We start from the raw sequence: 21,873 nt of genomic DNA on the forward strand, positions 1-21,873 counted from the left end.
CGGACCCGGGCGGGTCCGGGGGCGCGGCCGTACGGGTCGGCGGTGCGACGGCCGTCCGGTGCCGGAGTGACTACCCGGCCGGCTGCGGCAGGACGCAGCCGCGTGCGTCGAGGTCGAGCTGGTTGCCTCGGCCGAAGCAGCGGTTGATCCAGTAGGTCTGCTGACCGTAGGCGTTCCGGTAGCGGATGCTGACCTCGCCCTTCCGGTCCACCTCGCACGGGTTGTTGAGCGTGCAGCGCTCCCCGTCCTCGTTGTGGGTGTTGTTGACCCCCACGACCTTGCCGGTGCGGTCGTCGATCACCGGGGAGCCGGAGGTGCCGCCCTTGGTCTGGCAGTCCATGGTGTAGCGGATGGAGTTCTTCCAGGTCCAGTCCGCCTCTTTGAGCCGGTAGGCGAACCCGTCGACCGCGCAGCCGAAGGTCTCCTTCCAGTAGCCCGAGACGACGGTGATGTCCCGACCGGCGCGCGGGCGCTTGGCGTCGAGCTTCAGCGCGTCGATGCCGTACTTCTTCTTGATCTGCCGGTACGTGGAGGTGGTCTCGTACAGCGAGATGTCGGTGTCCGTCATCGTCGCGTACGCGATCTTGTCGGAGTGGATCTTCCCCGCGTCGCTGCCGTCCGCGTTCAGCAGGGTGAAGTCGCGGCTGGTGGGCTGGTCGACGACGACCTCGCCCGCGCCGGGCATGCCCTCCTGGAGGCAGTGGCCGTTGGAGAGCACGAGCGCCGGGTCGCCCGGCCGGGAGTGCTTGAGCTTGACCACGGAGCCCGAGCAGTTGCTGAGCGCGACGGTTCCCTCGAAGGAGGGGGTGCGGTGGGCGGTGGGCTGGGCGGGGGCTGCGGCGGCGGGGGCTGCGGATATGCCCACCAGCGCGGCGGCGCTCAGCAGCGCCGCCGCGGCCGTGCCGACGAGGGACTTTCTCATGTACTCCTCATTCATCTCGGGTGCGGGAGAACCGTCCCCGGGCGGGGACGGTGGTGGCGGTTCCTGCGCCGGGCCCCCGGTCCGCACGGATCAGGTGGCGTCAGGGCTTGGGGAGCGTGCAGCCCGCACGGTCGAGGTCGACCTCGTTCCCCGCGCCCACGCACGGCGCGATGATGTAGGTCTCCTGGCCGTAGCCGATCCCCGGGCGGACGGTGACCTGCCCGGACTCGTCCACCTCGCAGGGGTTGTTGAGGGTGCAGCGCGCGCCGTCCTCGTTCCGGGTGTTGTTGACGCCGACCACCTTGCCGGTGGCGTCGTCGATCACCGGGGAGCCGGAAGTGCCGCCCTTGGTGCGGCAGTCGGCGGTGTAGCGCAGTGAGTCCTTCATCGTCCAGCCGGCTTCCTTGAGCCGGTAGGCGAACCCGTCGAGCGAGCAGCCGTACTTCTCCCGCCAGTAGCCGGAGACGACGGTGATGTCGCGGCCCTGGGTGGGGTGCGCCGCGTCGACGTCGAGCGCCTCGATGCCGTACCGGGACTCGATCTGCCGGTAGGTGGAGCGCACCTGGTACAGCGAGACGTCGGTGTCGGTCATCGTCGCGTAGGCGACCTTGCTGGCGCGGACGGTTCCGGCGCGGCCGCCGCTCGCGGTCAGCAGGGTGAACGAGCGGCTGGACGCCTGGTCCTTGACGACCTGGCCGGGTGAGGGCATGCCCGTCTCCAGGCAGTGGCCGTTGGAGAGCACGAGCGCCGGGTCGTCGGGCTGCGAGGTGGGCATCTTCACGACCGAGCCGGAGCAGTTGCTGAGCGCGACGGTGCCCTCGAAGGAGGGCGTTGCCGCCGGCTTCGCGCCGTGCGCGGCCGTGTCGTGGTCGACGGCGGCGGCCGGTGCGGCGGCGATCCCGGTGAGTGCCGCGGCGCCGAAGAGCGCGGCGGAGAGGGAGGTTGCGAGAGGTCTGTTCACGGTGGGGGTTCCTCTCTTGATACCGAAGGTTCGTTCGGTCCGACGCCGTGCATTCTTGGGCCAGACGGCAGCCACCACAAGAGCGCCCCCGGAATCGGGAGAACCGATTCCGGGGGCGTACGGGTGGCCGGGGCGTCCGAACAGCGCTCCGGTCGTGCGGCGTTGCCGTCGTCCGGCCGCTGCCGGACGCGGGCTAGACGACGATGCTGACCAGCGCCGCCACCGCGAATCCCGCGACCGACAGCACCGACTCCAGCACCGTCCACGAGGCGAGGGTGTCCCGTTCGGAGATGCCGAAGTACTTCGAGACCATCCAGAAACCGCCGTCGTTGACGTGCGAGGCGAAGATGGACCCCGCGGAGATCGCCATGATGACCAGCGCCAGGTGCGCCTGCGAGGGGTCGCTCTGCGCCAGCAGCGGTGCCACGATGCCCGCGGTGGTGACGATGGCGACCGTCGCCGAGCCCTGCGCCACCCGCAGCACCAGCGAGATCAGGTAGGCCAGCACGATCACCGGCAGCCCCGCGTCCCCGAACACGTCCGCGAGGGCCTGCGCGACGCCCGACCCCTGCAGGACGGCGCCGAAGACGCCGCCCGCGCCGACCACCAGCAGGATGTTGCCGACCGGCTTGAGCGACGCGGTGGAGACCGACTCCAGCGACCTGCGGCTCCACCCCCGGCGTACCCCCAGCAGGTAGTAGGCCATCAGCAGGGCGACGGTCAGCGCCACGAAGGGATGCCCGACGAACTCGATGACCGAGCGGAGCGTCGAAGGGTCGAGCGCGAGCGACGAGAAGGTCGCCGCCAGGATGAGGACCAGCGGCGTCCCGATGATGGCCAGCACCGTCCCGAGGGCGACGGGCTGCTCCGCGGCCGCCGCTTCCTGCCCGCCCTCCGCGGACCCGCTGCCGCCGGTGCCGCTGCCGCCGGTGCCGGACGCCCGCTTCTCCGCCGCGACGGCGCGCTTGGCCTCCTCGGCGGCCTCCAGCATGTCCTGCGGCACCGCGACGAAGATCCGGTTGCCGATCCAGGCCGCGTACGCCCAGGCGGCGAGCACGGCGGGGATGCCGCAGACGACGCCCATCAGGATGACCCAGCCCAGCTCCACGTCCAGCAGCCCGGCCGCGGCCACCGGCCCGGGGTGCGGCGGCAGGAACGCGTGCGTCATGGACAGTCCGGCGAGCATCGGCATGCAGTAGAGGAGGATCGACTTGCCGCTGCGCTTGGCCGCCGCGTAGATGATGGGCGCCAGCACGAAGATGCCGACGTCGAAGAAGACGGGGATACCGAAGATCAGGCCGGTCAGCCCCATGGCGAGCGGCCCGCGCCGCTCCCCGAACAGGCCCAGCAGCCGCGCCGAGAGCGCCTCGGCGCCGCCGCTGACCTCCAGGATCGCCCCCAGCATGGTGCCGAGACCGATGATGATCGCGACGTGTCCGAGGATGCCGCCCATCCCCGACTCGATCATCGAGACGGCGTCGGACTTCTGGACGGTGCCGAAGAGTTCGGTGACGGACAGGCCCGCACCCAGCCCCACCGCGATGGAGACGGCCAGCAGCGCGACGAACGGCTGGAGGCGGACCTTGATGATCAGTACGAGCAGCAGGACGATGCCGAGGGCCGCCACGGTGAGCAGGCCCCCGGTCCCGGGTATGAGCGCGAGCAGGCCGCCCGTGTGGGGGGCTGCCTCTCCGGCGAGCAGCATGAGAACTCCGTTGTTCGGTACCGGGAGGGGGACTCCGCGCCGGCCCCGGACCGCGGGGGTGCGGCCGCGAGGGCTCGCTTGCCGTCGCCGGGTACGCCGGACCGCCCGCCCGCGGCCGGACGGGTGCCGGGGCGGGACGGGGTGACCGGTGGGGTGCGGGACGAGCGGGCGGCGCGGGGGAACCGGAGGCACACGGCCTCCGGAACGGGGAGGGGAAGGGCAAGGGAAGCGGGGAGGAGAGCGGAAGGCGCCGGGGTGGGGGCCCGGCGCGGCGGGGATCAGCCCAGGACGGCGAGGGCGTCGATCTCGACCAGCAGTCCGGCGGGCAGTCCGACGTAGACGGTGGTGCGGGCCGCGGGAGCCTCCTGGAGGGAGGCGAAGTACTCGTTGTAGATCTCGTTGAACTCCGCGAAGTGCGCGGTGTCCGTCAGATAGACGCGGATCATCATCGCGTCCTCCCAACCGGCGCCGCCCTCGGTGAGGACGGCCGCCACGTTGACGAGGGTCTGCAGGGTCTGCTCGCGCAGGCCCGGGCCGACGGGCGTGGGGGCCGCGCCCTCGGCGGCCGGGCCGAACCCGACCTGTCCGGCGACCTGGAGGATGTTGCCCTTGCGCACGCCGTGCGAGAACTTCGCGGGCGGCGTGGTGTGGGTGGCCGGGGTGAGGGCGGTCTTGGCAAGCTTCTCGCTCATGGTGCGGCTCTCTTGCTGCTCGGTTGCGCGGACGGTTGGTGCTGCGGCTCCGGCTGGGGCCGCAGGTGGGGCGACTGGCCCGTGTACTCGGCGCTGACGGCCTCGGCCGTCCGCCGGACGCGGGGCAGCAGGGCGAGGAGTTCGTCGGCGGAGACGACGACGTTCGGCGCGGAGAGCGACATGGCCGCCACGACCCGCCCCTCGGCGCCGCGGATGGGTGCCGCGACGCAGTTGATGGACTCCTCGTGGCCACCGAGGTCGGTGGCCCAGCCCTGTTCGCGCACCGCGGCCAGTTCCGCGAGGAACGCGGCGGCGTCGGGTGTCGAACGGGACGTGTAGCGGGGGTAGTCGAGCCGTTCGGCGAGGGCGCGCCGCTCCGGCTCCGGGAGGTCGGCGAGCAGCAGCTTGGCCACGGCGGCCACGGTGGGCGCGACGGGCTTGCCGATGCGCGAGTACATCCGCACCGGGTAGCGGCTCTCGACCTTGTCGATGTAGAGGACCTCGTCCTCCTCGTGGACGGCGAGGTGCACGGTGTGCCCGCAGGCCGCGTTGAGTTCGGCCAGGTAGGGGTGGGCGATCTCGCGGATGTCCAGGTTCTCCATGGCCTGCTGGGCGAGCGCGAACAGCCGCGTCCCGAGCCGGTAGCGCTGGTCGGGCTGGCGGTAGACGATGCCGTGCTCGTGCAGGGTGCGCAGCAGCCGCAGCGCCGTGGACTTGTGCACCTCCAGCCGGGCGGCGACCTGCTCCAGGTTGGCGGGCCCTTCGGCGAGCAGCGGCAGAATGCTCAGTGCCCGGTCGACGGTCTGACTCATGCGGAACGCACCTCCGGCTCCTGTGCGCCGGGGCCGTCGGGCCGTCCGGCGGCTGCGGACTGGGGCCCGCTCGCCGTCCAGCCGGGGCCCAGCCGCAGTCTCCCCCACCGCTCCTCGTCCAGTGCCACCAGCCGGTCGGCGGCGGCGCGGTCGGGCGGTGCGGCCAGGTCGCCGGCGTCGGTGAGCGCGGCCGCGGCCATCAGGTGCCCGTGCCGGACCCGGTCGCGTACCGGCAGTCCGCGCAGGGTTCCGGCCAGGAAGCCCGCGGCGAAGGCGTCGCCCGCGCCGACCGGGGAGACCACGTCCACCTCCAGCGCGGGCGCGAAGACGCCCGGTTGGTCGCCGACGAACGCGGTGGCCCCGCGTGCGCCCTGCTTGACGACGAGCACGGCGGGCTCGCGCAGCAGTGCGCGTACCGCGCCGGGCCCGCCGGTGACGCCCCAGGCGGCGGCCGCCTCGTCCTCGCCGACGAAGACGAGGTCGCTGCCCCGGGCGAGTTCGAGCAGCACCTCGGCGCCGGACTCGGCCGCGGTGTGCCACAGGCCGACGCGGTAGTTGACGTCGAAGGACACCAGCGGCCGGTGCGCGGTGTCCGTGCCGGCCGGGGTGCCGTCCGCGGTCGGGGCGCGCTCTGCCGCCGGGGCGCGGTACGCGGTCGGCTCGCGGCCCGCGGTCAGGGCGCGCATCAGGGCCAGGCAGTCGGCGGAGAGGGCCGCGGTGATCCCGGTCAGATGCAGTATCCGCCCGGCGCGTACGGCCTGCGGCGGGACGGTGGCCGGGGACATGGCGGAGGCGGCGGACCCGGCGCGGTAGTAGAGCACTTCGGACAGTTCGGCGGGGGCGGCGGCGCCGGGCACCGCGGGGTCGGCGCCGGACGCGGCGGGGGCGGGGACGCCGGGGTGCGGGGCGGCGGTGGGGCGTTCGCCGTCCGTGCGGAAGTAGATGCCGGTCGGCCGGTCCGGGTCGCGCTCGACGGCGGAGGTGTCCACCCCGTGTCCGGCGATGGTGCGGACCAGGTGGTCGCCGAAGCCGTCCGCGCCGACCCGGCCCACCCAGCGGGCACGGTGCCCGGCGCGGGCGAGGGTGCAGGCGACGTTCGACTCGGCGCCGCCGATGGCGCGGCCGAAGGAGGGCACGTCGGCGAGCGGGCCGGGGCGGGAGGGCAGGAACGTGACCATGGACTCGCCCAGGCAGACGACGTCGATGTCGGCGGTGGTGGTCACGATGGGATCTGCTCCTCGCTGCGGGGTCTTCGCCGGGCGGCCGGGCCGGTGTGGGAGGGGCTGTGCGAGCCTCGGCTCCATTGACCGGCTGTTCGGCGGGATGCTAGACAGCAACAAGCGTCATACGCAATGGTCGTTGCAAGATATGCAACACCGCGAGTGCTCAGGGAGACCGCATGGCAGCCCCCGTCCCCTCCCCCGGATCCACCGCGTCCCGGGCCGTCGCCGCGGCCGCCCGCCTCGCCGACGAGCCGGTCGGCCACCTCTTCAAGGGGCTGCCCCCGAACGCCGCCGACCGCACCCTCGGGGAGCTGGCCGCCGAACGCCGCTCCCTGTTCACCGGCGGCTTCACCACCCCGGTCCTCGCCCTGTCCGCGGAGCGCCTGGAGCACAACCTCACCGCACTCGCCGACTACACCGCGCGCCATGGCCTGGCCTTCGCGCCGCACGGCAAGACCTCCATGGCGCCCCAGCTCTTCGCCCGCCAGCTCCAGCACGGCGCCTGGGGCATCACGCTGGCCGTCCCGCACCAGGTGCGGGTGGCCCGCGCCTACGGGGTGCCGCGGGTCTTCCTCGCCAACGAACTGGTGGACGCGGCGGCGCTGCGCTGGCTGGCCGCCGAGCTGGACGCCGATCCGGACTTCCGCTTCGTCTGCTACGTCGACTCCCCGCAGGGTGTCGCGCTGATGGACGAGGTCCTGCGCACCGCCGGGGCCCGGCGCCCGGTCGAGGTCGTGGTGGAGCTCGGCGCCGGCACCGGGGCGCGCACCGGAGCCCGCACCCGGGCCGAGTGCGCCGCGGTCGCCGAGGCGGTGGCCGCGACCGGGACGCTGCGGCTGGTGGGCGTCGCCGGGTACGAGGGCGAGGTGCCCGACGCCGACCTCGCCGCGGTGCGCGGCTGGCTGCGGCAGCTGGTCGAGGTCACCGCGGCGCTGGACGCGGCGGGCCACTTCGCGGGGGCCGAGGAGATCGTGGTCAGCGCGGGCGGCAGCGCGTGGTTCGACGCGGTCGCGGACGCCTTCGCCGAGCTGCCCGAACTGTCCGCGCCAGTGCTCAAACTGCTGCGCTCGGGCGCCTACGTCTCCCACGACGACGGCCACTACCACCGGTTGACACCGTTCAACCGGCACCCCGACGAAGGGGCCCTCCAGGCCGCCTTCACGCTGTGGACCCAGGTCGTCTCCCGGCCCGAGGCCGGGCAGGCGTTCCTCAACGCGGGCAAGCGGGACGCCGCCCACGACCTGGAGCTCCCGCAGCCGCACGCGGTACGCGGCACCGACGGCACGGTGCGCCCCGCCACCGGGCTCGCCGTCACCGGACTCAACGACCAGCACGCGCGAGTGCGGGTCGAGGAGGGCACAGCCTTGGAGGTGGGCGAGTGGGTGGGCCTGGGGATGTCCCACCCCTGCACCATCTTCGACAAGTGGCAGGCGATCCCCGTCGTCGACGCCGACGGCGCGGTCACCGACCTGATCCGCACCTTCTTCTGAGGCCGGTGACCCCATGGACACGGTCATCCGCGGCGCCCGCGTCATCGACGGCTCCGGCGCCCCCTCCTACCGCGCGGACGTCGCCCTGAGCGAGGGCCGCATCGCACGGATCTCCCCGGAGGGCGAGCCGCGCCCGCACGGCGCCCGCACCCTGGACGCCGACGGACTCGCGCTGGCCCCGGGCTTCATCGACATGCACGCGCACTCGGACCTGGCGATCCTGCGCGACCCGGAGCACACCGCGAAGGCCGCCCAGGGGGTCACTCTGGAGGTGCTCGGCCAGGACGGGCTGTCCTACGCGCCCACCGACGACACCACTCTCGCGGCGATCCGGGAGGCGATCACCGGCTGGAACGGCGACGGCAGCGACATCGACTTCGACTGGCGCACGGTCGGCGGCTATCTGGACCGCATCGACCGCCAGGGCACGGCCGTCAACGCGGCGTATCTGATCCCGCAGGGCAGCGTCCGGATGCTGGCCGCCGGCTGGGAGGACCGCCCGGCCACCGCGGACGAACTGGCGGCCATGCGGCGCCTGGTCGCCCAGGGCATGGCGGAGGGCGCGATGGGCATGTCGTCCGGCCTGACCTACACCCCCGGCATGTACGCCTCGGACGCCGAGCTGACCGAGCTGTGCCGGGTGGTGGCGGCCCACGGCGGCTACTACTGCCCGCACCACCGCTCCTACGGCGCCGGCGCGCTGGAGGCGTACGCGGAGATGGTGGCGCTCACCCGCGAGGCCGGATGCGCACTGCACCTCGCCCACGCCACCATGAACTTCGGCGTCAACCGGGGACGGGCCCCGGAGCTGCTGGCTCTGCTCGACGAAGCGCTCGCGGACGGCGCCGACATCACACTCGACACCTACCCCTACACCCCCGGCTGCACCACGCTGGCCGCGATGCTGCCGAGCTGGGCCAACGAGGGCGGCCCCGAGGCGACGACGGCCCGGCTGGCCGACCCGGCGACGGCGGCCCGCATCCGGCACGTGATGGAGGTGGAGGGCGCCGACGGCTGCCACGGGGTGCCGATCGAGTGGGACACGATCGAGATCTCGGGCGTCGGCAACCCGGCGCTGGCCGACCACGTGGGCCGCACCGTCGCCGAGTCCGCCGCGCTGCACGGCCGGGAGCCGTGGGAGACGGCGCTGCGGCTGCTGGTCGAGGACCGGCTCGGCTCGACGATCCTGCAGCACGTCGGCCACGAGGAGAACGTCCGGGCGATCATGCGGCACCGGGTGCACACCGGCGGCAGCGACGGCATCCTGCAGGGCGCCAAGCCGCATCCGCGGGCTTACGGCACCTTCCCGCACTACCTGGGGCACTACGTACGCGAGTTGGGCGTCCTCTCGCTGGAAGAGTGCGTCGCCCACCTCACCGGCCGCCCGGCCGCCCGACTCCGCCTGCCCGACCGCGGCCTGGTCCGCGAGGGCCACCGCGCTGACCTGGTGCTCTTCGACCCGGACACGGTGGCGGCAACGGCCACCTTCGAGGCGCCGCGCTCCCTGCCGGCCGGCATCCCGCACGTCCTCGTCGCCGGGCAGCCGGTCGTCGCGGACGGCCGCCGCACGGATGTCCTCGCCGGACGGGCGGTACGGCGGGCGGGGTGAGGGTTACGTCCGCACAGGGAAGTCGGAGGTGTCGATCTCGATCCGTTCGCCGGTGGAGAGGCCGAGAGTGAAGCTCTGCCCGTAAGGGATTTCCTGGACCTTGGTGTATCCCGTCGGCTGTGGCCCGGTCATCAAGGTACAAACTTGCTTGAACGGATCAGCGATCACGTAGGTCGCGATGCCGTACCGGCCATACTTGGCAACGTTGCGCACGTAATCCTTTTCATCACCCGGCCGAGAAGCGACCTCAAGCGCGGCCAGAACGTCAACGCAGTAGTAGCTGTTGCCCTCGCCATCAGCACCATCGGCGACGATCACCCAGTCCGGAGCGGCGTCATTCTCCCCGGGAAACCGCACCAGCACATCACCGGCCATGCGCCCAAGAGGAACACCCGCCGACTCCGCAGCCCTGCTGAATCGGTAAACAGTCTGAAACTGCTGAGTACTCCGCGGAGTCATGATCACTTCCCCGTCGAAGATCTCGATCTTGTAGCCCTCGGGGACGGCTCCGCGTTCGAGCAGGTCATCCATGACTGTCACGGCCGCTCACCTCCTGTGCCCATTATGCGTGCTCTCCGCCCTCCTCGTGGGGACTACGCGTGCTGGTAGGCGACCAGCGAGATGCCCACGTAGTGGACGACGAAGGCGGCCAGGGTGAAGGAGTGGAAGACCTCGTGGAAGCCGAACCAGCGGGGCGAGGGGTTCGGGCGCTTGATGCCGTAGATGATGCCGCCCGCACTGTAGAGCAGGCCGCCGACGATGACGCACACCATCACCGCGATGCCGCCCTGCCGCATGAACTCGGGCAGGAAGAAGACCGCGGCCCAGCCCATGGCGATGTAGCAGGGGGTGTAGAGCCAGCGGGGGGCGCCGACCCAGAAGACGCGGAAGGCGATCCCGAGGCCCGCCGCTATCCAGATGCCCCACAGCAGCAGATCGCGCCGCCCGTCGGGCAGCAGCAGGATCGTCAGCGGGGTGTAGGTGCCCGCGATGATCAGGAAGATGTTGGCGTGGTCGAGGCGCCGCAGCACGGCGTTGACCCGGGGGCTCCAGTCGCCGCGGTGGTAGAGCGCGCTGACGCCGAACAGCAGGCAGGCCGACAGCGTGTAGACGGCGCAGGCGACCCGGCCGCGCATGCTGTCGGCGAGCGCGGTCAGGAACATGCCGGAGATGAGCACGGCGGGGAACATGCCCAGGTGCAGCCAGCCGCGCAGCTTGGGCTTGATGACCTGGGCCGCCGAGTGCGCCGAGGCGGACAGCTTGGCGGCGGAGAAGTGCGCGGAGGAAGACGCAGCGGAAGGAGCGGAAGAGGAGGACGAAGAGGAAGAAGAGGGGGCTGCGGAGGGCGCTTCGGGGGACGACGAGGCGCCGGGAGACGGGGAGATCACAGCGGCGGGCTCCGGGGACGGGGACGCGGAGTCTGTCATCGGGACATCGTACCCACGACACCTTCACGACCTACGCCTCCGTAGGTTACGGCCCGTGGACAGCGAGTATGACCCTGTGTGGCACAGGGAGGAACCCTGCGTGTCGACAGCCACACGCCCCCCGTCTGGACAGACGAAGCCTCCGCACCGCATGATCAGATGAGCACAAGCGGCACCGGATGAGCGAAAGACATATTGCCACGAAAGCATCCGGGTCGCGGCCCCCAAGGGGCGCGCTGGCAGTCGGTACCCAACCCTCAACGTCTGGAGCGATCGTGGCGCGCAGTTCTGCGGCTCCCCTCACCTCGACCCCGTCCGACCCGTCTTCCTCGAAACCCGGGGACGCCCCCACCCGCCACCAGGAGCTGCTCTCCTGGGTCGACGGGATCGCCGAGCTGACCCGACCCGACCGCGTCGTCTGGTGCGACGGCTCCGAGGCCGAGTACGAGCGCCTGTGCGAAGAGCTGGTCGCCAAGGGCACGTTCAAGAAGCTCGACCCGGTCAAACGCCCCAATTCCTACTACGCCGCGTCCGACCCGTCGGACGTCGCCCGGGTCGAGGACCGCACCTTCATCTGCTCCGAGAAGGAGGCGGACGCGGGCCCCACGAACCACTGGAAGGACCCCGCGGAGATGAAGGAGGTCTTCGCCGGGGAGCAGGGCCTCTTCCGCGGTGCGATGCGCGGCCGCACGATGTACGTCGTCCCGTTCTGCATGGGCCCGCTGGGGTCCCCGCTCTCCGCGCTCGGTGTCGAGATCACCGACTCGGCGTACGTCGCCGCCTCCATGCGCACGATGACCCGCATGGGACAACCAGTGCTGGACGAGCTGGGTGAGGACGGCTTCTTCGTCAAGGCCGTGCACACCGTGGGCGCCCCGCTGGCCCCGGGCGAGGCGGACGTGCCGTGGCCGTGCAGCACGACCAAGTACATCTCGCACTTCCCGGAGACCCGCGAGATCTGGTCCTACGGCTCCGGCTACGGCGGGAACGCGCTGCTCGGCAAGAAGTGCTACGCGCTGCGCATCGCCTCGGTGATGGCGCGCGACGAGGGCTGGCTGGCCGAGCACATGCTGGTGCTCAAGCTGACCCCGCCGCGCGGCGAGTCGAAGTACGTCGCCGCCGCCTTCCCGTCCGCCTGCGGCAAGACCAACCTGGCCATGCTCCAGCCCACCGTCCCCGGGTGGACCGTGGAGACGATCGGTGACGACATCGCCTGGATGCGGTTCGGCGAGGACGGCCGCCTCCACGCCATCAACCCCGAGGCCGGCTTCTTCGGTGTCGCCCCGGGCACGGGCGAGGACACCAACGCCAACGCCATGAAGACCCTGTGGGGCAACGCGGTCTTCACCAACGTCGCGCTCACCGACGACAACGACGTGTGGTGGGAGGGGATGACCGACGAGCCGCCCGCCCACCTCACCGACTGGAAGGGCAACGACTGGACGCCGGAGTCGGGCACCCCCGCCGCGCACCCCAACGCGCGGTTCACCGTCCCGGCCGGGCAGTGCCCGATCATCGCCCCGGAGTGGGAGGACCCGCGCGGCGTGCCGATCTCGGCCATCCTCTTCGGCGGCCGCCGGGCCACGGCGGTGCCGCTGGTGACCGAGTCCTTCGACTGGCAGCACGGCGTCTTCCTCGGTGCCAACGTCGCCAGCGAGAAGACCGCGGCGGCGGAGGGCAAGGTGGGCGAGCTGCGCCGCGACCCGTTCGCGATGCTGCCCTTCTGCGGCTACAACATGGGCGACTACTTCGCCCACTGGCTGGAGGTCGGGGAGAACGCCGACCCCGCCAAGCTGCCGAAGATCTACTACGTGAACTGGTTCAAGAAGGACGCGGACGGCACGTTCGTCTGGCCCGGCTTCGGCGAGAACAGCCGGGTGCTCAAGTGGATCGTCCAGCGGCTGAACGGTGAGATCGAGGGGGTCGAGACGCCCATCGGGATCCTGCCGCACAAGGAGGACCTGGACACCGAGGGGCTCGGGCTCTCGGACGCCGAGCTGGACTTCGTCCTCGCCGTCGACAAGGAGGTCTGGCGGGACGAGGCGGCACTCGTCCCCGAGCACCTGAACACCTTCGGCGAGCACACCCCCAAGGCCCTGTGGGACGAGTACCGGTCCCTGGTGGAGCGCCTGGGCTGAGCCCCGCGCGCGTGGGGCGGGCGGCGTGCACAGCACCCCGGCCGCCCCACGCCGCCCGGGCTCTTCCGTACCGGGAGGCGGGATGCCCGCATCCGGCATCGGGGCCGGCTACACCGGGAGGGCCTCCGCCGCGGTGTGGGCCGCGAGGCGTTCGGTCATCAGGGCGGTGACCTCCTCGTCGCCGCGGGAGGTGGCGACGGCGAGGGCGTTCCCCGCGAGGGTGCCGGCCCGGGCGTGCAGGGAGGCCACATGACCGGCCTCGGCCCGCGCCGCGGAGGGCGCGGCCCGCAGCGGGTCGCGGCCGCCGGAGAGCCGGGCCGCGTGGGAGGCGAGCTGCGCGGCGGCGGTGTCCAGCGCGGAGGACGGCGTCAGCACCCGCAGCTCGTCCGTCACCGTGAGCAGCGCGGTCAGATGTCCGGCCAGGCGGATGTCCAGCTCCTCCTCGCGGGTGCGCCGCGGCAGGCCGGACCGGGTGCTCTCGGCCGCGGTGTGGACCGATTTGGTGCGGATCGGTTCGTACATGGATGGCCTCCTGATGCTCCAGAAGGCCATCCTAACTTGGACAGCGTCTAAATTTGTCCTTCGTTCATCGAACTCGCCACGAACGGTCACACTCGGTCACGGCTGGCTGTATCCGTCCAGGAAGCGACCGATCCTGGTCACGGCATCGCGCAGTTCCGTCACGCTCGGCAGATTGACGATCCGGAAGTGATCGGGCTCGGGCCAGTTGAACCCGGTGCCGTGCACGATCATGATCTTCTCGGCGCGCAGCAGGTCGATCACCATCTGCCGGTCGTCCTTGACCTTGTACACCTTGGGGTCGAGCCGCGGGAACGCGTAGATCGCCCCCTTGGGCCGGACACAGCTGACGCCCGGGATGTCGGTCAGCAGCTCGTACGCCGCGTCCCGCTGCTCGCACAGCCGGCCCCCGGGCAGCACCAGATCCTCGATCGACTGCCGGCCGCCCAGCGCGGCGGCCACCGCGTGCTGCGCGGGCATGTTCGCGCACAGCCGCATGTTGGCCAGCACCGTCAGACCCTCGATGTAGCTCGCGGCGTGCGCCTTGGGCCCGCAGACCGCCAGCCAGCCGCTGCGGTATCCGGCGACCCGGTAGGACTTGGACAGACCGTTGAAGGTCAGCGTCATCAGGTCGGGTGCGACCAGGGTCGTGGGGGTGTGGGTGGCGCCGTCGTAGAGGATCTTGTCGTAGATCTCGTCCGAGCACACCACCAGGTTGTGGCGCCGGGCGATGTCGGTGAGGCCGCGCAGGACCTCCTCGTCGTAGACCGCGCCGGTGGGGTTGTTCGGGTTGATGATGACGAGGGCCCGGGTGCGGTCGGTGACCTTGCGCTCGACATCCGCCAGGTCGGGCATCCAGTCGGACTGCTCGTCGCAGCGGTAGTGCACCGCCGTGCCGCCCGCCAGCGAGACCGACGCGGTCCACAGCGGGTAGTCGGGCGCGGGCACCAGCACCTCGTCGCCGTCGTCCAGCAGCGCCTGCATCGACATCTGGATGAGCTCCGAGACCCCGTTGCCCAGGTAGACGTCCTCGACCGACAGCTCTATGCCCTGCGTCTGGTAGTGCTGCGCCACCGCCCGGCGCGCCGAGAGCAGGCCCTTGGCGTCGCCGTAGCCGTGCGCCGTCCCGACGTTGCGCAGCATGTCCTCGAGGATCTCCGGCGGGCAGTCGAAGCCGAACGCGGCGGGGTTGCCGGTGTTGAGCTTGAGGATCTGGTGCCCTGCCGCCTCCAGCCGCGTCGCCTCCTCCAGGACCGGGCCCCGGATCTCGTAACAGACGTTGGCGAGCTTCGTCGACTGGATGACCTGCATAACGTCAGCCTACGGGCGGTGTTGACCCGGCGCGCTATGTTTTCCCTCACCTCGGGGACCCTCGAACACCCCTTCACCCTGGAATGGCAGTAACTGTCAATCGCCACTCACTGCCATAACCCGGCCGACGGCACGGCACGGTGCCGTACGGGAGGCCGTGTCGCCGACCGGCACCGGACGCGTGCGGCACCGTGAAGACACCGGCGGCTTCCGGAACATGGCCCTGCCCGCGGACGATGCATGACAATGAGATCCATGGCCCCCGCACCCACAGAAGCCGACGACGACACCGCCGTGGACTCCGACGCGCCTCCGGCCAGACCGGGGCTGCGCGAGCGCAAGAAGATCCGGACCCGCCAGGCCATCCGGCGGGCCGCCTACCGGCTCTTCGAGGAGCAGGGCTACGACACCACGCCGGTGGACCGGATCGCCGAGGAGGCGGACGTCTCCCCCAGCACCGTCTTCCGCTACTTCCCCACCAAGGAAGACATCGTCCTCACCGACGAGTACGACCCGCTGCTGGAGGAGGCGCTGCGGCAGCGCCCGCCCGGAGAACCGCCCGTCACCGCGCTGCGCGAAGCCCTGTGCACCTCGCTGACGGGCATCTACCGGGCCGACGCCGAGGAGACCATGCTGCGCATCCGCCTCATCCGCGAGGTGCCCGCACTGCGCGGCCGGATGAGCGAGCACTCCGCCGACACCGCGTGGCTGCTGCGGCGTTCCCTCGCCGAGCGCACCGGACGCGCCGAGGACGACCTCGAACTGCGGATCGTGACCAGCGCCATGCTCGCCGCGCTCACCGAGGCCCTGTACTCCTGGGCGGACACCGGCATGGCGGGCACCCTCGAGGACCTGCGCGCCCTGGTCACCCGCGCCCTGGGCGTACTGGAGCGCGGCCTGACGCTGTAGAGGCGGAGCAGGCCGACGGGGCACGGCCCGCGACCGCCGGGGCCCGGCCACCCGGCCCGGCGGCGGACGACCCGGCGGCACGCTACTCGCGGAGGGCGGCGTCCAGCGCTTCGGGATCGGTCACCGGTGCGGCGCACACGAAGCCGCGGCACACATACGCGGCCGGGTTCCCGTCCACCAGGCCCCGGTCCCGCAGCAGCGGAACGCCGGAGGCACCCGGTACGCCCACCGCCACCACCGCGCCGGGCGCGCCGGACAGCAGGGCGGCCCGGTGCAGCGCGCCGCCCGGCTCCTCGCCCACCACGGCGACCTCCCGCGGCCCGTCCAGCAGGGCCTCGCCCGCGGCCAGCCCCCAGCCCAGGAAGCGGGGTGCCCGCGCGGCGAGTTCGCGTACGACGCCCAGGGCGCGCTCGGCGGCCTCCCGGTAGCGGTGCTCCCCGGTGTAGGCGCCGTAGGTGAGCAGCGCGGCGGCCGCCGCGTTCCAACCGGAGGGCACGGCGTTGTCGGTGGGGTCCTGGGGGCGCCGGATCAGCTGCTCGGCGTCGTCGGCCGTGTCGAAGAGGGCGCCGTCCGCACCGGCGAACCGCTCCAGCACGGTGTCCAGCAGGGCGCCCGCACGGGTCAGCCACTCCGCTTCGCCGGTCACCGCGTACAGCGTCAGGTAGCCCTCCGCCACGTCGCCGTAGTCCTCCAGCACCCCGGCGCTGCTGCCCGGCACCCCGTCCCGCGAGGTGCGCACCAGGCGCCGGCCCGCGTCGGAGGTGTGCACCTCGGCGAGCAGCGCGGCGGCGCCCGCGGCGGCCTCCACCAGGTCTGGCCGGCCGAACCAGGCACCGGTCTCGGCCAGGGCCGCGACGGCCAGCCCGTTCCAGGCCGTGACGACCTTGTCGTCGCGCGCGGGCCGGGGACGCTCCGCACGCGCCTCGAACAGCCTGCGCCGGACCGACGCGAAGCGGTCGGCGTCCAACAGCGGCGTCTCCCGGTCGGGGAGTTGCAGCACCGAGGCGCCGCCCTCGAAGGTGCCCTCCTCGGTGACGTGGAAGCACTCGGCGGCCAGTTCGCCGTCCGCCTCGCCCAGCACCTCGGTCAGCTGCGCCGGGGTCCACACGTAGTAGGCGCCCTCGGCATGGCCGCCGTGCCCGTCGTCGCTGTCGGCGTCCAGTGCGGAGGCGAACCCGCCCTCGGCGGTGCCCAGTTCGCGGACCAGGAAGTCCGCGGTCCGCAGGGCCACGTCGCGGGCCTGCTCCGAACCGGTGGCCCGCCACAGACGGGCGTAGACGCGGCACAGCAGCGCGTTGTCGTACAGCATCTTCTCGAAGTGCGGGACGACCCATTCCGCGTCGACGGAGTAGCGGGCGAACCCGCCGCCGAGCTGGTCGTGGATACCGCCGCGGGCCATTGCCTCGCACGTCGCCGAGGCCATCTGCAGTGCGCCCTCGGACCCGGTGCGGGCGTGGTGCCGCAGCAGGAACTCCAGCACCATGGGCGGCGGGAACTTCGGCGCGCCGCCGAACCCGCCCCACCGTGCGTCGAAGTCCTTGGTCAGCCCGAGCAGCGCGGCGCCCATCTCCTCGGCGCCCGGGGGCTGCGGCTCTCCGCTCAGCCGGATGCTGCGCCCTGCCAGGTCGGCACTGATCCGGGAGGCGACGTCGGCCACCTCGTCGTGCCGGTCCTGCCACGCGGTGCGCACGCCCTCCAGGATCTGCCGGAAGGACGGCATGCCGTGCCGCGGCTCCGGCGGGAAGTAGGTGCCGAAGTAGAACGGTTCGCCGTCCGGCGTCAGGAACACCGTCATCGGCCAGCCGCCTTGCCCGGTCGCCGCCTGGACGGCCTCCATGTAGACCGCGTCCACGTCCGGGCGCTCCTCGCGGTCCACCTTCACGCTGACGAAACCCTCGTTCATCAGCCGCGCTGTCGCCTCGTCCTCGAAGCTCTCGCGTGCCATCACGTGGCACCAGTGGCACGAGGCGTAGCCGACCGACAGCAGCACGGGCACCTCGCGCCGCCGCGCCTCCTCGAAAGCCTCCGTCGACCAGGGCCACCAGTCGACCGGATTGTCCGCGTGCTGGAGCAGATAAGGCGAGGTCACGCCAGCCAACCGGTTCATACGCCCCAGGCTCTCACGCTGCCGCACCCCGGACGGCTCAGCCCGCGAGCCGATTGCCTGCTCGGCCGAATTACACTCATGCGCCTTCACGTGGGAAGACCAGTTCGCCCCGGTGCAATCGTGTGGAAGGCGGGCTTCGAGCCCGTCTGTGGACTCGTGGGAACAGTAAGCTGGTACCGAGCAGTACGGAATCGTCGGCCACGTGAGGGAGGTACGCCGTGACCGCGGAGATGATCGCCCCCGACTGGATGCATACGCAGATCAGCGCGGAACAGTACGACTCCTGGACCGAGGAGCAGTGCGCCGGCATCGAGATCGTGGACGGGATGGTCGTCGTGAGCCCGAGCGCCTCCAAGCGGCACAACAGGCTCGCCCGGATCCTGGCCAATGCCCTGGACGCCGCCGCAGGCCCGGACTGGAACGCCGACACGGACTTCGATGTCCGCCTGCAGGACGTTCCGCTCACCAACCGCCGCCCGGACGTCATCGTCTACCGGGCGGAGACCATCGACCTCACGCCCACCCGCCCCGAGCATGTGCTCCTGGTCGTCGAGGTCGTGTCGCCCGGTTCGGAGACCACCGACCGGATCGTGAAGGTCGACCAGTACGCCAAGGCCGGCATCCCCTTCTACTGGCGGGTCGAACAGGCCGCCACCGGCGTCCCGATCGTCTACACCTACGTCCTCGATCCCGCTACCAGGACCTTCCGGGACGGCGAGATGTTCACCGGCGTGATCAAGACTGCCGCGCCGTTCACCCTCACCGCCGATCTCGACGCCCTCTGAGGACTCGCCTCCGTCGGGTCACGCGCACACCTCCGATGGGCGGCCCGGCTCCTACGTGTCGGCCCTGGCGGTCCTGGCGGCCTTGTCGGCCTGGCGGCCGAGGTCCGCGAGGCGGACCAGGGCCGGCAGGGCCTCGGCGATCGACCGTCGCTCCTCGGGGGTCAGTTGGGCGATCAGCGGGGCCAGATGGCGGCCACGGTCCTCGTGCCGCGCCAGGCAGATCTGCCGGCCGCGGTCGGTGAGGTGGACGAGGACGGCGCGGCCGTCCGTCGGATCGCGACGGCGTTCCACGAGCCCGTCGTGTTCGAGCCGGGTGACCAGCTGGGTCAGCCCGGGCTGGCTGATCTGCTCGGCACGGGCGAGTTCGGTGAGCCGCCTGGGACCGCTCTGGGAGAGGGTGTCCAGCACGGACAGCGTGGTGAACGGCAGCTTCTGCACCACGGGGAGCCGGATGTAGTAGCGGTTGAAGTCCTCGATCGCCCGGGTGAGGTCGCCGACGGCCAGGTCGGTTCCGTGGCCGGAGGGCTGCGTAGAAGTCACTCCGTAAACATATCGCGAACTTATATAAATGCTTGATCGACCACTTGGTGCGGTCCTGCCGCACCGGAGTCGGTGGCGTCCGACTGCGGCCTCGCCTACGCGCTCGGCCCGGTGCCGGGCGCACGGCTGGACGGCTGGACGGCTGGACGGCTGGGGGCGCGCCTTCGGCCGACGGCGGTTGTTCGCCGAAGGCGCGCCGCGCTCAGTGCGGGGCGCGGGCGCCGCCCGCGGCCTCCCAGCCGGCCACCGCGAGGGCGCGGTAGGCGGCGTAGGCGGCGGCGGGATCGCCCTCGTCCACCCACGGGACGGCGCCGACGTGGCCGTCGACGGCGGCGAGGGCCTCCATGGCCTCGCCGTAGCGCTCGGCCCGCACCAGGAACCAGACCAGCAGATGGAGGATGTGCGGGCGCACCGGGTGGTCGTCCTCGACCTGGTCGACGGCGTACTCGGCGGCCTCGATGGCGTTGCCGATCTCCTCGCTCTGATACAGCCCGCGGACCATGTTCACCTCGGGCAGGTGCCCGTAGACCGCGAACAGCGGCAGCGCCGCCAGCAGCGAACCCTCGGGCGCCTGCGCGGCGGCGGCGCGGGCGAACGCGTCGGCCTGCTCCTTGGAACCGGCTCCCCGCGCCGACCAGTAGGGCAGCACCGCCAGATGGGCGCCCATGTGCTCGGGCGCCAGCCCGCGGACGGTGCCCCACAGGGAGTCGAAGTCGGCCTCGCGGTAGCCGAGATGGCGTGCGAGGGTCAGCTCGGTCAGATGCGGTGTCGGATCGGCGGGGGCGAGCTTCGCCGCGTCGTGTGCGACGTTCCGCGCCTCCTCCAGGATGATGCGGCGGCTGTCGGGGTCGCTCTCGGCCAGCGCCTGGAAGACCAGGAAGTGCGCGTACACCTGGGCGCCCCCGTGATCGCGCGGCTGCTGGGCGCGCCACTCGCGCAGCCACCGCGCGTCCGGCAGCCCGGCGGCCGGCTCCTTGCTGAAGGACACCCCTTCGGTACCGGTGTCCGCACCCGCCGCGGCGGCGTGCTCCCGGGAGCGGGCCAGTTCCATGGCCGCGGCGCCCGCCAGGGACTGCACCCGCTGCCAGCGCAGCTCGTACTCGTCGCCGGTGAAGGCCAGCAGGTGCGCGACCGGCTGCCAGTCCTGGGTGCGCTGCACCTCCTCCAGCGCCTCGACCAGCTCCCGGTCCGGCCCCGGCAGCCGCACGTCGAGCTCGTCGGAGGGGACGAAGCCGTACCCGGCCGTCGGGTCGACCGCCTGGGCCAGGCCCCGGGCTCCGTCCTGCCGCAGCTTCCTGCGGCGCATGGCGGGGTAGACGACCACGCCGAAGACGGCGGCGAGGGCGATCAGGAGGAGCAGGGCTTCCATGGCGTCGGATCTCCACGCTGTGACGGACGGCTGGGCGGGGCGGCACGCCCCGGGGGCGCTGCCGCCTCCGGGGCGGTACGTCCCCGGGGAGGAGTGCGCCCCACTCCACCGTACGGCCCACTAGTCTCGCCCCCATGAGTGAGCAGCGCGACAACGGCATCGACAGCGGGGCGGACGGCACCCCGGACACCCCGCGGCAGAGCTTCGAGACCCTCGCCATCCATGCGGGGCAGGCCGCCGACCCGAGGACGGGGGCGGTGGTCCCGCCCATCCACCAGGTCTCCACGTACAAGCAGGACGGTGTCGGGGGGCTGCGCGGCGGCTACGAGTACAGCCGCTCGGCGAACCCGACCCGCAGCGCGCTGGAGGAGAATCTGGCGGCGCTGGAGGGCGGCAGACGCGGGCTGGCCTTCGCCTCCGGGCTGGCCGCCGAGGACTGCCTGCTGCGTACCCTGCTCACCCCCGGGGACCACGTGGTGATCCCGAACGACGCGTACGGGGGCACCTTCCGGCTCTTCGCCCGGGTCGCCGAGCGGTGGGGTGTGCAGTGGTCGGTGGCCGACTCCTCCGACCCGGCGGCCGTCCGCGCCGAGCTGCGCGAGCGCACCAAGGCGGTCTGGGTGGAGACCCCCTCCAACCCGCTGCTGGGGATCACCGACATCGCGGCGGTCGCCGAGGTGGCGCACGGGGCGGGCGCCCGGCTCGTGGTCGACAACACCTTCGCCAGCCCCTACCTCCAGCAGCCGCTCGCGCTGGGCGCTGACGCGGTCGTGCACTCGACGACCAAGTACATGGGCGGCCACTCCGACGTGGTGGGCGGCGCACTGGTCGTCGGCGACCCCGCGCTCGGCGACGAACTGGCCTTCCACCAGAACGCGATGGGCGCCGTCGCGGGGCCGTTCGACGCCTGGCTGGTGATGCGGGGGATCAAGACGCTGGGCGTGCGCATGGACCGGCACGGGGAGAACGCGGCCCGCGTGGTGCAGCTGCTGACCGCGCATCCGGAGGTGACGGAGGTCTACTACCCGGGGCTGGCCACGCATCCCGGGCACGAGATCGCGGCCAAGCAGATGCGCGGCTTCGGCGGGATGGTGTCCTTCCGGGTGGCGGGCGGCGAGGAGGCCGCGGTGCGGGTGTGCGACCGGGCCCGGCTCTTCACGCTGGGCGAGTCCCTGGGCGGGGTCGAGTCGCTGATCGAGCACCCGGGGCGGATGACGCACGCCTCGGCGGCGGGCTCCGCGCTGGAGGTACCGGCTGACCTGGTGCGCCTCTCGGTGGGCATCGAGTCGGCCGACGACCTGCTGGCGGACCTGACGCAGGCGCTGGAGGGGGCCGCAGCGGGCTGAATCCGCAG

At 72.2% G+C, this 21,873-nt stretch carries 19 protein-coding genes; 6 read left to right on the top strand and 13 right to left on the bottom strand.

The genetic code is table 11. The features are described from left to right. Positions 1 to 70 precede the first annotated feature (70 nt). The 6 genes from P2424_RS25725 to P2424_RS25750 form a co-directional block, all read right to left on the bottom strand. Positions 71 to 922 carry a serine protease gene (locus tag P2424_RS25725; protein WP_276478090.1) on the bottom strand — a complete coding sequence of 284 codons (852 nt, stop codon included), beginning with the start codon at positions 920 to 922 and terminating at the stop codon, positions 71 to 73. A gap of 100 nt (positions 923 to 1,022) precedes the next feature. Next, positions 1,023 to 1,883 carry a serine protease gene (locus P2424_RS25730; RefSeq protein WP_276478091.1) on the bottom strand — a complete coding sequence of 287 codons (861 nt, stop codon included), beginning with the start codon at positions 1,881 to 1,883 and terminating at the stop codon, positions 1,023 to 1,025. 193 nt (positions 1,884 to 2,076) lie between these two features. Continuing rightward, entirely contained in the window at positions 2,077 to 3,588 is a 1,512-nt protein-coding gene (locus tag P2424_RS25735; RefSeq protein WP_276478092.1) for an SLC13 family permease, read from the bottom strand. A 278-nt stretch (positions 3,589 to 3,866) separates the two neighbouring features. Continuing rightward, entirely contained in the window at positions 3,867 to 4,280 is a 414-nt protein-coding gene (locus P2424_RS25740; RefSeq protein ID WP_276478093.1) for a RidA family protein, read from the bottom strand. Continuing rightward, on the bottom strand, positions 4,277 to 5,092 hold the full coding sequence (locus P2424_RS25745) for an IclR family transcriptional regulator (RefSeq protein WP_276478094.1): 816 nt from the start codon (positions 5,090 to 5,092) through the stop codon (positions 4,277 to 4,279). Before P2424_RS25745 ends, P2424_RS25740 begins: the two co-directional genes overlap by 4 nt. Continuing rightward, positions 5,089 to 6,270, bottom strand: coding sequence for a sugar kinase (locus P2424_RS25750; RefSeq protein ID WP_276479128.1), 1,182 nt, complete (start codon positions 6,268 to 6,270; stop codon positions 5,089 to 5,091). The genes P2424_RS25745 and P2424_RS25750 overlap by 4 nt, the downstream gene beginning before the upstream one ends. A gap of 221 nt (positions 6,271 to 6,491) precedes the next feature. Between P2424_RS25750 and P2424_RS25755 the strand changes: the two genes are divergently transcribed. Further along, positions 6,492 to 7,805 (top strand): alanine racemase, encoded by a 1,314-nt coding sequence (locus P2424_RS25755; RefSeq protein ID WP_276478095.1) that lies wholly within the window; start codon positions 6,492 to 6,494, stop codon positions 7,803 to 7,805. Positions 7,806 to 7,818: 13 nt separating this feature from the next. Continuing rightward, complete coding sequence (locus P2424_RS25760; RefSeq protein WP_276478096.1) at positions 7,819 to 9,414, top strand: D-aminoacylase; 1,596 nt, start codon at positions 7,819 to 7,821, stop codon at positions 9,412 to 9,414. 3 nt (positions 9,415 to 9,417) lie between these two features. Here the strand turns inward: P2424_RS25760 and P2424_RS25765 are convergent, their stop codons facing one another. Beyond that, the gene (locus tag P2424_RS25765) at positions 9,418 to 9,945 is read right to left on the bottom strand and encodes a Uma2 family endonuclease (RefSeq protein ID WP_276479129.1); all 528 of its coding nucleotides are present in this window, start codon (positions 9,943 to 9,945) and stop codon (positions 9,418 to 9,420) included. Positions 9,946 to 10,007: 62 nt separating this feature from the next. Continuing rightward, positions 10,008 to 10,841, bottom strand: a complete 834-nt coding sequence (locus P2424_RS25770) for a hemolysin III family protein (protein ID WP_276478097.1) — start codon at positions 10,839 to 10,841, stop codon at positions 10,008 to 10,010. A 275-nt stretch (positions 10,842 to 11,116) separates the two neighbouring features. Between P2424_RS25770 and P2424_RS25775 the strand changes: the two genes are divergently transcribed. Then, positions 11,117 to 12,979: a phosphoenolpyruvate carboxykinase (GTP) gene (locus tag P2424_RS25775; RefSeq protein ID WP_276478098.1), complete on the top strand. Its 1,863-nt coding sequence runs from the start codon at positions 11,117 to 11,119 to the stop codon at positions 12,977 to 12,979. Positions 12,980 to 13,087: 108 nt separating this feature from the next. Here P2424_RS25775 and P2424_RS25780 read toward each other — a convergent pair whose 3' ends face one another. Together P2424_RS25780 and P2424_RS25785 are read right to left on the bottom strand one after the other, a co-directional pair. Beyond that, positions 13,088 to 13,501, bottom strand: a complete 414-nt coding sequence (locus tag P2424_RS25780; RefSeq protein WP_276478099.1) for a hypothetical protein — start codon at positions 13,499 to 13,501, stop codon at positions 13,088 to 13,090. A gap of 96 nt (positions 13,502 to 13,597) precedes the next feature. Further along, positions 13,598 to 14,809, bottom strand: a complete 1,212-nt coding sequence (locus P2424_RS25785) for a pyridoxal phosphate-dependent aminotransferase (RefSeq protein WP_276478100.1) — start codon at positions 14,807 to 14,809, stop codon at positions 13,598 to 13,600. A 255-nt stretch (positions 14,810 to 15,064) separates the two neighbouring features. Here P2424_RS25785 and P2424_RS25790 point away from each other — a divergent pair, with 255 nt between their 5' ends. Beyond that, entirely contained in the window at positions 15,065 to 15,718 is a 654-nt protein-coding gene (locus P2424_RS25790; RefSeq protein ID WP_276478101.1) for a TetR family transcriptional regulator, read from the top strand. 82 nt (positions 15,719 to 15,800) lie between these two features. On the opposite strand, the gene P2424_RS25795 is transcribed toward P2424_RS25790, so the two are convergent. Continuing rightward, positions 15,801 to 17,825 (bottom strand): thioredoxin domain-containing protein, encoded by a 2,025-nt coding sequence (locus tag P2424_RS25795; protein ID WP_276478102.1) that lies wholly within the window; start codon positions 17,823 to 17,825, stop codon positions 15,801 to 15,803. A 218-nt stretch (positions 17,826 to 18,043) separates the two neighbouring features. On the opposite strand from P2424_RS25795, the gene P2424_RS25800 reads away from it, so the two are divergent. Next, a complete protein-coding gene (locus P2424_RS25800; RefSeq protein ID WP_276478103.1) occupies positions 18,044 to 18,610 on the top strand; it encodes a Uma2 family endonuclease in 567 nt (188 codons plus the stop codon). Positions 18,611 to 18,661: 51 nt separating this feature from the next. Here the strand turns inward: P2424_RS25800 and P2424_RS25805 are convergent, their stop codons facing one another. Both P2424_RS25805 and P2424_RS25810 read right to left on the bottom strand, forming a co-directional pair. Next, the gene (locus tag P2424_RS25805) at positions 18,662 to 19,150 is read right to left on the bottom strand and encodes a MarR family transcriptional regulator (protein WP_276478104.1); all 489 of its coding nucleotides are present in this window, start codon (positions 19,148 to 19,150) and stop codon (positions 18,662 to 18,664) included. A 202-nt stretch (positions 19,151 to 19,352) separates the two neighbouring features. Beyond that, positions 19,353 to 20,519: a hypothetical protein gene (locus P2424_RS25810; protein WP_276478105.1), complete on the bottom strand. Its 1,167-nt coding sequence runs from the start codon at positions 20,517 to 20,519 to the stop codon at positions 19,353 to 19,355. 134 nt (positions 20,520 to 20,653) lie between these two features. Here P2424_RS25810 and P2424_RS25815 point away from each other — a divergent pair, with 134 nt between their 5' ends. Then, positions 20,654 to 21,865 (top strand): cystathionine gamma-synthase, encoded by a 1,212-nt coding sequence (locus tag P2424_RS25815; protein ID WP_276478106.1) that lies wholly within the window; start codon positions 20,654 to 20,656, stop codon positions 21,863 to 21,865. Positions 21,866 to 21,873 lie beyond the last annotated feature (8 nt).

The organism is Streptomyces sp. WMMB303, from assembly GCF_029351045.1.
Classification (GTDB): Bacteria; Actinomycetota; Actinomycetes; order Streptomycetales; family Streptomycetaceae; genus Streptomyces.

Excerpts from the sequence above, each read along its gene's own strand:
- P2424_RS25725 (WP_276478090.1), bottom strand. The coding sequence starts at position 922 with ATGAGAAAGTCCCTCGTCGGCACGGCCGCGGCGGCGCTGCTGAGCGCC.
- P2424_RS25735 (WP_276478092.1), bottom strand. The coding sequence starts at position 3,588 with ATGCTGCTCGCCGGAGAGGCAGCCCCCCACACGGGCGGCCTGCTCGCG.
- P2424_RS25740 (WP_276478093.1), bottom strand. The coding sequence starts at position 4,280 with ATGAGCGAGAAGCTTGCCAAGACCGCCCTCACCCCGGCCACCCACACC.
- P2424_RS25745 (WP_276478094.1), bottom strand. The coding sequence starts at position 5,092 with ATGAGTCAGACCGTCGACCGGGCACTGAGCATTCTGCCGCTGCTCGCC.
- P2424_RS25750 (WP_276479128.1), bottom strand. The coding sequence starts at position 6,270 with ATGGTCACGTTCCTGCCCTCCCGCCCCGGCCCGCTCGCCGACGTGCCC.
- P2424_RS25755 (WP_276478095.1), top strand. The coding sequence starts at position 6,492 with ATGGCAGCCCCCGTCCCCTCCCCCGGATCCACCGCGTCCCGGGCCGTC.
- P2424_RS25760 (WP_276478096.1), top strand. The coding sequence starts at position 7,819 with ATGGACACGGTCATCCGCGGCGCCCGCGTCATCGACGGCTCCGGCGCC.
- P2424_RS25765 (WP_276479129.1), bottom strand. The coding sequence starts at position 9,945 with ATGGATGACCTGCTCGAACGCGGAGCCGTCCCCGAGGGCTACAAGATC.
- P2424_RS25770 (WP_276478097.1), bottom strand. The coding sequence starts at position 10,841 with ATGACAGACTCCGCGTCCCCGTCCCCGGAGCCCGCCGCTGTGATCTCC.
- P2424_RS25780 (WP_276478099.1), bottom strand. The coding sequence starts at position 13,501 with ATGTACGAACCGATCCGCACCAAATCGGTCCACACCGCGGCCGAGAGC.
- P2424_RS25785 (WP_276478100.1), bottom strand. The coding sequence starts at position 14,809 with ATGCAGGTCATCCAGTCGACGAAGCTCGCCAACGTCTGTTACGAGATC.
- P2424_RS25790 (WP_276478101.1), top strand. The coding sequence starts at position 15,065 with ATGGCCCCCGCACCCACAGAAGCCGACGACGACACCGCCGTGGACTCC.
- P2424_RS25795 (WP_276478102.1), bottom strand. The coding sequence starts at position 17,825 with ATGAACCGGTTGGCTGGCGTGACCTCGCCTTATCTGCTCCAGCACGCG.
- P2424_RS25810 (WP_276478105.1), bottom strand. The coding sequence starts at position 20,519 with ATGGAAGCCCTGCTCCTCCTGATCGCCCTCGCCGCCGTCTTCGGCGTG.
- P2424_RS25815 (WP_276478106.1), top strand. The coding sequence starts at position 20,654 with ATGAGTGAGCAGCGCGACAACGGCATCGACAGCGGGGCGGACGGCACC.